The organism is Chryseobacterium sp. MMO-72 (assembly GCF_037146035.1).
Classification (GTDB): Bacteria; Bacteroidota; Bacteroidia; order Flavobacteriales; family Weeksellaceae; genus Chryseobacterium; species Chryseobacterium indicum.
Window position 1 is genome coordinate 22,813 of record NZ_JBBCWG010000025.1, and the last position, 12,468, is coordinate 35,280.

Annotated in this window: 6 protein-coding genes; all 6 read right to left on the minus strand. The window is 36.3% G+C overall.

The window, feature by feature from the left end; all coding sequences use genetic code 11:
- Positions 1–112: 112 nt before the first annotated feature.
- The gene (locus WFH39_RS20850) at positions 113–616 is read right to left on the minus strand and encodes a GbsR/MarR family transcriptional regulator (RefSeq protein ID WP_336691323.1); all 504 of its coding nucleotides are present in this window, start codon (positions 614–616) and stop codon (positions 113–115) included.
- 125 nt (positions 617–741) lie between these two features.
- Positions 742–2,745, minus strand: coding sequence for a vWA domain-containing protein (locus WFH39_RS20855; protein WP_336691324.1), 2,004 nt, complete (start codon positions 2,743–2,745; stop codon positions 742–744).
- Positions 2,746–2,923: 178 nt separating this feature from the next.
- A complete protein-coding gene (locus WFH39_RS20860; RefSeq protein ID WP_336691325.1) occupies positions 2,924–7,471 on the minus strand; it encodes a TonB-dependent receptor plug domain-containing protein in 4,548 nt (1,515 codons plus the stop codon).
- Positions 7,472–7,474: 3 nt separating this feature from the next.
- The gene (locus WFH39_RS20865) at positions 7,475–10,246 is read right to left on the minus strand and encodes a hypothetical protein (RefSeq protein WP_336691326.1); all 2,772 of its coding nucleotides are present in this window, start codon (positions 10,244–10,246) and stop codon (positions 7,475–7,477) included.
- 99 nt (positions 10,247–10,345) lie between these two features.
- Positions 10,346–11,470, minus strand: coding sequence for a TonB-dependent receptor plug domain-containing protein (locus WFH39_RS20870; RefSeq protein WP_336691327.1), 1,125 nt, complete (start codon positions 11,468–11,470; stop codon positions 10,346–10,348).
- A gap of 12 nt (positions 11,471–11,482) precedes the next feature.
- A complete protein-coding gene (locus tag WFH39_RS20875; RefSeq protein ID WP_336691328.1) occupies positions 11,483–12,001 on the minus strand; it encodes an RNA polymerase sigma factor in 519 nt (172 codons plus the stop codon).
- Positions 12,002–12,468 lie beyond the last annotated feature (467 nt).

Sequence of the window (12,468 nt, forward strand, 5' to 3'; positions counted from 1 at the left end):
AAGTTTTTATTGTTATTATATTTTCAATAATTTTTGAAAGTTTATTTGAAATAAAAAAGGAAAATTTCCTTTTTATATACTTTATGTTAGTTTCGTTTAGAATAACAAACGACTACTTCAGTAAATTCGTAATCTTTCCAACAAGCCAATGATCGTCACTTTTTATCGCGAGATCCATGATATTGTTTATTTTCCCCGTTACAGAACTGAAATCGTCCATTAATTTAATGAACTCTTTCGCTTCGTCAGAATCTTTGTCTTCAATATTTTTCAGTTCTTCCAGAAACGAAATAACAGGCTCAATCTCTCTCTTTCTTCTTTCTTTTGTAATCTGCTTGAATAAAAACCAGACGTCTTTTTCTGCCAAAAAATATTCTTTACGGTCGCCTTTTACAAATTCTTTTCTTACGATTCCCCAATCCATCAGTGCACGGAGATTCATATTGGCATTTCCTCTTGAAATTTCAAGCTGCTCCATAACCTCATCGGTAGAAAGCGCTTTACCACTTGCCAAAAGCAAAGCATGAACCTGTGCCATCGTACGGTTAATGCCCCAATTGGTGGCAAATGTACCCCAAGTCTGAATGTATTTTTCTTTAGCTTCTGAAAGTTGCATTTTGTCTTACTTTTAATTTCTGATACAAATGTAATAATAATTTTCGAACTTTCAATAATTTTTGAAAGTTTATTTAAAATAAAAACAGACATCCTTTGAGAATGTCTGTTAACACTAACTTTAATTTATTTACTCATCTTTTTATAATCCTGAACCATTTTTACAAATCCTTTTCTATATCCTTCTTTATCCTCGCCTTTGCTGTCTTTCGCCATTTTTTCGATCTCGGATAAATTCTTTCTCGTAATTAAATCTGAATCTCTTAAAACCAGTCCAAACCAAGCAACCGATGACGCAAATTTAAAATCATTGCTTTCTTTCTGAGAGGCAGTATTTTTTATTACATGAACAATTTCTGCACTTTTGGTTCCCTGAGGTTTTTTATATCTGAATTTAACAGTTCCCAGTTCATTTCCGGACTTTTGACTGACAGAATTTGAAGTATATTTAAGTTTATTCTGTTTGGGCAAAAACTTAGAATTTACATTAGTAGGAATGATTTCGTATAAAGCCGTTACTGTATATCCGCTTCCCAGTTCTCCTGCATCAATTTTATCGTTTGTAAAATCCTCATTTCTCAGTTTTCTGTTTTCATATCCAATCAGTCGGTAAGATTTTACGAATTTAGGATTAAATTCAATCTGAATTTTAACATCTTTAGCAATTGTATAGATATTTCCGGCGAATTCTCTACCTAAAAACTTGTTGGCTTCCTGCAGATTATCAATATAGGCATAATTTCCGTTTCCTTTGTCGGCAAGCGTTTCCATTTTGCTGTCTTTATAATTTCCCATCCCGTACCCTAAACACGTAAGAAAAATGCCTGATTTTCTTTTTTCCTCAATCAGACTTTCAAGATCGCCTTTTGAAGAAACTCCTACATTGAAATCTCCGTCTGTTGCCAAAATCACCCGATTATTTCCGTTTTTGATGAAATTTTCCTGCGCCAACTTATAGGCAAGTTCAATTCCTGCTCCTCCCGCCGTACTTCCTCCTGCTTCCAATCTGTCCAAAGATTCAATAATTTTTTCTTTATCAGAAACGGATGTCGGAGGCAATACAACACCCGCACTTCCTGCATACACCACCATTGCAACCTTATCTACCGGTCTCAGCTGATCCAGTAATATTTTTAAAGAAGATTTTAGTAATGGTAATTTGTTTTCTTCAGCCATAGAACCGGAGGTATCAATCAGGAAAACAATATTGGAAGGAGGAAGATTATTCATCGGAATATTTTTCCCCTTTAACCCAATTTTCAGCAACTGATGATTAGGATTCCATGGATTTTTTCCCAATTCTGTACTGATAGAAAAAGGCTGATTGTTTTTTGGCTGCGGATAATCATATCTAAAATAATTGATCATCTCCTCCACTCTCACCGCGTTTTTATAAACTTCCCCATACTCAATCATTCTTCTTAGATTAGAATAGGAAGCGTTGTCTGTATCAATAGAAAATGTGGAAAGTGGCTGATTCTTTGTTAATTCAAACGGATTTTCAACTAAAGCATCATATTCTTCATTCGTATAATCACCTTTCCGGGCAACTTTCTTCTTCCCTTTTTTAGTTCCTACATGATTATTGTATACTTTTCCTTGAAGCTGATACGATCTTCCAAGAGCATAGGAATTTCGCGGAGAATAGGAAATTTCTGACGCAGTAAGCGATTTCGGTTTCGGACAGCCGTTATATTCCGATAATCCGGGAACGGTAGGACACGCATCGTCTTTATCCAGAATTCCGTCGCCATCTGTATCCGGCCACGGACAGCCGTTGTTTTCCGCAGGTCCTGCAACGGTCGGACAGGCATCATCTTTGTCTATTATTCCATCTCCGTCCGTATCCGGAAAAGGGCAGCCATTATTTTCCACAGGTCCAGAAAGCTCTTTGCACTGATCATCTTTATCGGGGACACCATCACCGTCCAAATCTGGGAACGGACAGCCTTTATTTTCTATCGGTCCTGCAATTTCAGGACATTTATCTTTTCGGTTTTTAACTCCGTCCTGATCTTTGTCTTTTTCGATGCTTAATTTCTCTTTTTCAGTTTGATGATCTGTCGCTGTTTTGGTTTTACAGCCCATTACTAACATCAAAGCCAATATGGTAGTTCCTAGTTTTTTCATATGTATTATTTTTCTGAAAGTATAATTATTTTCCGTTTCTCTGTTTTAAGGATGCAGATTTTCGGAAAAGTTGCAGTGAAGTTGATATTTTTTACTAAAACTTTACCCTCTTCACTTTTACAATTTAATTAGCTAAAAATCAAAAAGTTAAAAACATCACACCTTTTTAAAACAAACTTTAAGGCTGAATTCTGACTTTTATCCCTTCATTCCAAAATTTTTCTTCCGGCATATAATAAAGGTATGCGTTGCTTGCTTTTCCTGTATATTCTCCTGCAAATTCCACTTTAAGATCCAGATTGATGGTTTTTATTTCGTTGGCATCAAAATGTTCCCAATACAGAACCAGATAATTATCAAAAATTTCGTAATAAGAAACCTGCTTTTTATCCAGAAGATCCTTCAGCAAAGCATTCTGCAAAGTTAATCCTGCCGGAATTCCTATTTTCGCCGTCACCATTGGAAGCTGATTGTTTATTTTATTCTGAATGGTAATTATCATTCGGTCTGTATCGCCTGTTTTAGTTGTTTCAGATTTTAATCTTGTATTCAGAATTAAAGGAATTTCTGCACTTTTAGGAGCTTTTAACGTGTAATATTCGTAATCCAGTTTATATGGAAGTCCTCTTTGTGTAGGATAATTGACGCTGATTGTATTTTCTCCGTTTTTAAAAGCAGAACCCACCGAATTATTAACCCCGATTTCAGCTCCGTTTACTTTTATCGCAGGTTTGTCCGTTCCATATAATCTTTCATTTTTGGCGAAAAATTCTGATAATGCTTCCAATGCCAAAGTTGTTGCCTGAGTAGAACCGAAACCGTAATATCCATTGAAATTGATTAAATGATCTGCAACTTCTGCAATTTTTAACTGGCTCAACTGCTTATCTTTCTGCAAAGCCATCAGATAAAGTGATAGCGTTTCCGCATTTGCAGAAAATCCTCCGGAACCTGTAAAAGTGGTTTTTGTTTTTAAATTTTTCCCTTCAAACTGATTGTTTAAAATTGCTATCAAGTCTTTATACTGCTGATTTTTTCCCAGATCGGAAGAAATATTTGCCATCAAAGCCAACTGATAAGCATCCTTTGTCGCCAAAGCACGTTTCAGATTAATTTCGTAGGCATCGTCAAGATTTCTGATCCCGGTTTTAGACAACGCATATAAAACATACATATTTCTCGACCACACAAATTCTGAATACGGACTGTTTTTTTCATAGTTTCTTCTTACTTCAAACATTCCGTTCTGATTTTTTTTGGATAAAATAAAAGACGTAAGATCCTGAATGATTTTAGGTTCAATATTCACGTATTTTTTCAGATCTCTAAATTCAAGCAATGCAAAAGCAGAAAGTGCAACATCCGATTCCGAAGATCCGAAGTAAGTGAACCCGCCGTCACGGTTTTTATAGCTCAGCATTTTCTGATAGCCTTTCTTCATGTTTCTTATCACCAGGCTTTCGGTTTCCGGCGTAATTTTTTTAATCTGTTTTAAATAATCCAGAATGAAAATATTTGGATAAACCGTTGAAGAAAGCTGCTCAAAACATCCGTAAGGTTCTCTTTTCAGGCGTTCCATATTTTCAAACATCTGCAGTGCATTGTTTTCATACACATAATAAGACGAAAAGAAACTGCCTTCAATATAATCGGGAATATCAATTTTGAGGTCTTCTGTTTTGTTATTGATGACTGAATAACGGTGCGGAAATCCTTTCTCCTCCACTTTAAAGGGAAGAATCATGGTTTCTCTGAAATCTTCTGATCTTACGGTAAACTGAATATTCGATTCCAACACTTCATTGGTCTGGATTTTCACAAATAATCTGCCTGATTCCAAAGGTTTCAAAGTAATCGTGCTATCTGATTGTACCACATTCACACGATTCGGAACAATAACGTCCATCGTTACCTTTCGGGTTTCCGGAGAATTATTTTTAACCACCACCGGAATCATCATCTGATCTGTTCTTGTAAGATATTGCGGAAGTTTCGCATCTATGGAAATCAGACTTTGAGCCGCATAAGTTGTTTCATCACGCCCGATTAAACCTGAAGAGGAAATTCCTTCCGTCATGATTCTGAAAGTAGAACTGGCATCGGAATTATAAAATTCAACCTGTGCTTTTCCGTTTTTTCCTGTTTCTACTACAGGATTCCAATACAGAGCTTCGCGATAATCGTGTCTGTAAGAAGTGTTTGTCGTTTTGTAGACAGGATAAGAAAAATTTCTTGTGTATTCGTACGAAACCAGACTGTCATTGGGAATATTCACCAATGCATAATATGATTTCGGCGTTACATCAAATTTTATCTGAGTGCGAAAGTTCTTCAAAGAATTAATGACGATCACCCCATTTGCACCTCTGTTTCCGTAAATAGCGGTTGCAGCGGCATCTTTTAAAACCGTTATACTGTTGATATCATTTGGATTAATGATAGTCTTAAAATTTTCAACAGGAACTCCATCCACGACAAACAGTGGATTTTTATTGGCAACAGAAGCATTTCCCCTGATCAGCACATTAACATTACCTCCCGGCTGATTGGTGTGAGTAATAACAAGTCCCGAAACTTTTCCGGCTAAAGAAGACGTAATGCTTGGATTCTGAATTTCCTCAGTTCTCAGCATAGTTACAGAACTCGTAAGCAATTCTTTTTTCTTCATTCCCATTGCTCCCGTCACGACAACCTCTTCTATATTTTGAGATTTTATGGTGTCACTTCTCATGCTTCCTCTTGAAACCGATCGGGAACGTTTGCTTTCGGACGAAGTGTTTTTAGAAGTTTCCTTTTCAGCCTCTTCACGCAGTTTTATTTTACCTTCTTCTTTTACGGTTTCTTTTACAATTTCTTCTACATTAATATTATTCAAAGATTTTGCAGCCAAAGGATTTATTGCCAGTCTGTAAGATAAAATCCGGATTTTCACCTGCTGTTTTGGCTGTACAGATTTCGCAATCAGCTTATTGGAATAACTTCTGTTAAGATCATAAAAATAAAACAATCCGTTCTCAGAAGTCGTCTGCTTCAGGATTTTATCGTCCTCAAGGAAATATACATCGGCTTTTACGGTATTTCCTTTTTCGTCTTCTACAATTCCGTAGATGGGATTTTTCTTTTCGGGAAGATATTTGTATTTTCTGTTTTTGATAACTTCGGGAGTCATTTCGAAATAACGGTAACCGTTGGTAAGCATCACCAAATCGAGACTTTTGGTTCTTTTTTCTTCTTTTTTATCGAAATAAAACTGGGGTCTTTCAATTTTTCCTTTCAGCTCAGAATCCATCAGCAGCCACGAAAGAATATGATTCTGCTTATCGTCTGCATACGTCCATAGTTTATCATCCACAACGCTCAGAGCGAGATTTGCGGGAATCGGTTTGTTATTTTCGTCGGTAGTTTCGATATTCACGATCACTTTTTCTCTCGGAAGGTAATTTTGCTTTACCGGTTTTACTTTCACATTCATCTGTTTGTTTTCATTCGCAAAGACAATGCGTTCTGCCAAAGGAATATCACCTTCAAACACCGTAAATCTGCAAATACCGATCGGAAGTTCATTTTCCGGAAGTTCTAATTCATTCAATCCTTTTTTTAATGAAATGGTTTTGCTGTAAACTTCTTTCTCACGGAAATTTCCTTTAAGAATAACATCTTTTTCATCTGTTGATCGGATTTTAAAAACTATCTTCTGATTTTCTTTATTGATATTGAAAACAATTCCTTCATCTTTTGCCATCGGAAGCGGATAAACGCCTGAAATATTTTCAGGTTTAAAAACTTTTGCATAATAATTTTCGCCTTTTTTCGGTGTCAGAAGAAAACTTCCCATCCCGAAATTATATGCTGAAGTTTCGGTAATTTTCTGATGGTTTTGATTAAAAATTTCCAATGTAGCATCAATTGGTTTCTCAAATTCATCCAGAATTTTATAGGCAATATTCTGTTCGATCCCATTAATGAAAGTTCCGCCTTCCGGCATGAATTTTATATCAAGATGATTCAGTACAATCGGAATATTTCGTGAAATGGATTCTGTAAAGCCGTCGAAATTGATTTTAATGGTTAACAGTGCATCAGAAGATTTTAAAACAGCCGGAAGTCTGAATTTCAGTTGATTTTTCCCTTCTTTATCCGTTATCAGCTTTCCCTCTGAAATCTTTTCACCGTTATGCATTACCGTATAATATCCTTCGTAAAAAGGAATCGGAAGATTGCTGAGACTTCTCATTGAAAAATCGGCAAGAACCTCATCTCCTGCTCCATATCCTTTTTTGGGAAACTCCAGTTTCATCAGAATTCTTGGCGAGACAATTTTCTGGAGGGTAATTTCTTTCTCAAAAGCATTTTTTCCGTCTTCATTCTGCATCCAGTTCGTGAAAGCGCGCAATTTGTATATTCCGCCCTTCATGTCGCTGTTAAAATAAAAATAGCCTTCCGAATAGCCATTTGTAATTTCGTATTTTGCTTTTTTTACGACCGTTCCGCTTGGATCAGTCAATTCAAAATTGACGGCTTTGCTCTGATCGGCGGGAAGATTATTTTCTGCCTTTACCGTGTAAATTTTAAAGTACATTTCCTCACCGGGTTTATAAAAAACATGGTTGGTCTGGATGTACGTTTTTTCTTTTTCGAAATTTTTAAACGCTTCCTGGGCTTTTGATAGAGAAGCAAAAACCAGAAAAAATAACCCTAAAATAGATGTTGTAACCTTGAAATTCATACCTTAAAATTGAAATGAAACCATACAGCCAAAAGTTTTAAACCACGGAAGATTGAAAAAATCCAGTCCTCTTCCGTTCTCCGAATCGTAGAAATTCTGATTGGAATCTAAGCCCCGATTCGCCTGCCAAAGAAGAATATTATTCACATAGAATGTAATTCCCAAACCTTTTTTAAATTGCCCGACATCGAATTTTGCCGTTAGAGAAACCGCATTAATTCTCACATAATCCGCTTTTTGAACATAGTCTTCCGCAACGCCCAAATATCCGTATCTCGTCCATCGGTTTTTAGAAACGTCCTGATTGGGATTGTAAAAATCAACAGGAATCTGATTGGGATTTCCTCCGGAATTTACTCCCTGAAAAACATAATTTTTAATATTTCTGTCGTCTCCGGAAGTCTGGGAACGTCCGTAATAATCGAGAACAGCCTGAGTTCCGTTCCAGACCTGTCCGCCTTTTTTCCATTCCCAGTTGATGTCTAAAGTGAGCATTTTATAGGTAAAATTATGATTGAATTTAACGACAAAATCCGGTGTGGGATCTGCAATTATTTTGGAACCATTCGCTTTTTTAGGATAACCGAATTCATCAATAATCAACGCTCCGTTGTTATTTCTTTCGAAATAACTTCCGACAACCGCTCCCAGAACTTCACCTTCCGATAAAGTTTTGTAAATGTCTTTAAAACCTGAAACCGCTGTATTATAATACCCCGAATTTACCCGATCTACAATATCTCTGTATTTAAAAAATGAAGCTTTCTGACTCATCCTGAAATCTGAACTCAGATAAACATTATCAAAAAAGAAATTCACTTCCAACCCGCGGTACGTGTGATCTGCAAGGTTTTTCAGTTCCAGATTGCCATTTTCAAAAACCGGAAAAATATCATTGGTGATTTTGCGTTGAAAATATTCTGCTTCAATGCCTAAATTGTATCTTGAAGTCAGTCTGAAACCCGTTTTCCATTCTTTGGAATCAATATTCGACAGATTTTTAAAGGTTTCAACTTCCTGAATCGGAAAATACTGATTTGAATTCTGCGCATTCAGCAAAGTGGTTGCGTAAGAAGCATACGATTTTGTGATTTCCGGCTCCGAGCTTAGCTGAGTGTAGGCTCCTAAAATTTTAAAATTGATGTTTCTCCAGTTGAATATTTCTTTAAAAGTAAAATATGCACCCACTTTAGGAAGAAAATAATTATTTTTTAGCGAAGTATTTGATATGTAGAAAGAATTTCCTACATTCAGTCCCATTTCAAAATCCCCGTAGCCATCATAATTTAATCCGTACTCAAAGATATAATCCTGCGAAGTTCTCTGGTAGATATAGTTTTTACTGTTTAAAGTATTATCAATCTCCGATCTGTTGTTATTGACAATAAAATTGAGATTAAAGCGATGGTTCCAACGATATTCATTTATCGAATATTCTCCTGAAATACTTGAATTATAGAGTTTATTGTTTTGCTTTCTCCCATTTCGAAGACCTTCGGGAAAACCATACGTTGAAGGTTTATAATGATCCAGATTCAGGAAAAAATCGTTTTCATAAGATTGTGTGACATTTAGTTTAAAACGATACCAGTCCCGCGAAATTCCGAAGTTGAACTGTCTTCTTTTATCTCTGGAATTGTATTGATTATCCTGATAAAATAAAAATTGCGGATTGTCTGCAAACTTGCTGTAGCTTCTCTGCGAACCATCGGTAAGAAAGATCTTCTGAGCATTGGAAAAAGAAACCGGCGTCAGTAAAGAATTCTGATAAACTCTGTTGAACAAGCCAATCCTGTTGGAATTTGTCGCTTTATTTTCTTCATATATAAAAGCCGCATTTATATTAAATTTTAAAATTTTCGAACTTAGTTTGGTTTTAAAAGAATTCAGAATACTGTGCTGATCCATGAAATACATCTGATCTTTCTGTTGTCCGAGATCCAGTGAAATCCGAAATTTTTCATCATAAGAGTACTGATGATTTTTGAAAAACAGATTCAGCCTCAATTGATTATTGTACCCAACTGTTGTTTTAAAAATGTCGTTATGATAAGGTTTTGCAGAAGAATTTCCGTTCATGAGAGGAATCAATCTTCCGTTCAGATCATATTCATAAGGCTGATTATCAAACTGTAAAGTTGAAATATCCGATCCGAAACTGAACATTTCATTGGTTTCGGGACCTCTCCAAGTCAGTTCTCCGTTTTCAGATCTTCCCTGAACATATTGGTTCTGAGTTTTCGGAACAGAATTTCTACTTTTTACTTCCGCTGAAGTGGTAAAACTTCCGTTTAAAAATAAAAATTTCTGAGTTCGTCCTTTTAAACTGATGAGATTCTTATCGATTTCTTTTATGTTTCTGATGGAATAATAATCAAACAAATTAACTTTCAGGTTTTGTCCTGAGTTTTCTATACTAAATTCATTTTTCCGCTCTTTTGAAACCAAGCTGTCATACGTATTATTCTGAATATTTTGAACACTTCTTTTTTCTATCTGGCTTTCCAAAATAGTTTTCAGCTCACGGGTTCCATATACAACCGCTTTGTTTTTACCGTTGTTCCAAACCAAAGTATCGTAATCTTTTGCTGCGATGATGGCAAAACCTTTTTCATCGGTAAGTTCATAAACTCCGCTGTTTTTGTTCAGAACCTTTAAAAAATTCTGTGGTTTTTCTTTTTCGTTTAAAAATATTCCGGAATAATACCGTTGAGAATTCTGCGCGAAGAGGCAGTTAACCGCAAACAGCGGAAGCAGACAATACAACTTCTTCATGGTATTTTTGTTGATTAAAAGGCGAAAAAAGAAACCTCCGAAGAAATTTCTTTTTTCAGATTTATATTGAATGAATATTAGTTTTGGAGGTTTAGAAAACTATTTTTTCAGCAGTTTTTCTTTTTTAAGAAGCTTTTTCAGCATTCTTTTTTCTTTTCGGGAAATGTCTTTTGTTTCCACCAGAACAGCTCCATTCGCGGCTTGGTTTCCGAAAAGTGCGGTTGCTGTGTCTGCTTTAAAAACACGGATGGATTCTATTTTTTTAGGATCAATTCTCTTAAAAAGTTCGGAATCTGTTGCCTTTCCGTTGATAACGAACAGCGGACTGTTATTTGCCTTGGATGAACCTTCACAACTGATCGAGATATCCACTTTTCCGGAACCCTGTCTTCCCGAAATTGAATTGATATTCACGCCCGAAGCAGCTCCACGAATTGAATTTATCGCTTCTTTGTTCCCTATCTTATTCGCTAAGCCCTGATAATTTCCTGCAACAGACTGTTTTGCCTGAAGATATCCTTTATTGTATGCCAGAATTTCAGGTTCCTGAGAAGATTCTTTCAGATCATACGGATTGGTAGAATAGACTGCTTCTGCGGTATCTGCAACAGCATTAAGATCCGTGAGTTTCTTTTTCAGTGATGAAGATGAATCCAGAGAATTCACCATCGAAGCTTTCTCTTTTTTAATTCCCATCGCAATTACCACTTCTGTATTTTGATTTTTTGGAACCTCCTGAATTATTTTATCGATTTTTTCAGGAATTTCAGGTGTTTCGTCATGTGCAGGAGAAGCTGCCGGAACGGAAGAAATTACCGGAAGTGGCGCTGCAATCATAGCATGCGGAGCTTCAGCAGCCATCGTTACAGAGGGTAAAGTTTCCTTTTGAATATTCACCTTTATGGTACTGTCCATTTTTTGAATATGTTCTGAAACAGCAACAGAAGGTTTGTTTTCGGAAATTATATTTTTTGCAATAACCTCTTGGGTTACTTCCGCATGTTCTTTTTTATTGGAAAAGTAAAAGATCGCAGATCCGATTAATAAACTTGCAGCAACACCATAAGGAAGCCAGATCGGAACTGTTTTACTCTTTTTTTCTTCTTTTCTGTCTAATTTTTCTTCCACTTTTGCCCAAACTTTATCAAACCCAGGAAAAGTCGCAGGTTCTTCCAGTGTTTTAGAAGCCTCGTTGAATGTTTTATCTATTGAATTGTTTTCCATTGTTGTAAAAGTTTAAATGTTTTGATGAATCAAAAGTTCCTGAAGTCTTTTTCTGGCAAAATTGAGTTGGGATTTTGAGGTTCCTTCACTAATGGAAAGCATGGCTGCAATTTCTTTATGAGGGTATCCTTCAATGGCAAAAAGGTTGAAAATGGCTCTGCAGCCTTCCGGGAGAAAGTTTAAAAGACTTAAAATATCTTTTTCAAACGATACATTTTCCAGTTCAGAATCTGTAGAAACGGCATGATTGTCTTCTAAAGAAATATGCAGTTCTTTAGTGGATCTTATTTTTTGCAGGCACTCATTTACTGCAATCTTTTTCGCCCACGCTTCAAAAATTTCGGGATTATGAAGCTGGTTTATTTTTGTAAAAATCTTATAAAAAGTGTCTGCCAAAACTTCTTCTATATCTTCATCGTTTTTCAGATAGCGTTTGCAAACGGTGTACAGTTTTCCCGCCATCCTTTCGTAGACTTTCCGCTGCGCATTGCGGTCGTTCCGTTGACATTCTAATAGTAACTCTCGTTCCATAATCAGGCTTTATATCTACATAGATGCAAAAAATTTCAAAAAGGTTGGAAACATGGTTAACTTTTTTGAAAAAATAATGAATTTCAGTGAAGGCGGCAAATAAATTTAAGAATGAAAACATCTGTAAATGAAGTCTATACTTCACATTTTTGAAATATTTTCTTTTTTATTTTTTTAAAATTATTTTCACCAAGTTTATGATGCCGCAATTATCTGAATGTAGTGGAAAAACTGTGGTCAGATTTCAGGATGACAAATTTTAATGGTGTTTACAAATGTTGAAATGAAGGACTTCTGCCTTAGCCGTGATTGAGCGGTCTGTCTGAGCTCTTTTTGGGTTTTGGGGGGGGGGGGGGGGGGGGGGGGGGGGGCGCCCGCCACGAACCAGCGGGGCGGGGAGGGGAAGCCGCGGCGCGCAAGGTAGTTTTTTGGGTGTGAGGGTATAGTGTTAAAAGTGGATTGTTGTG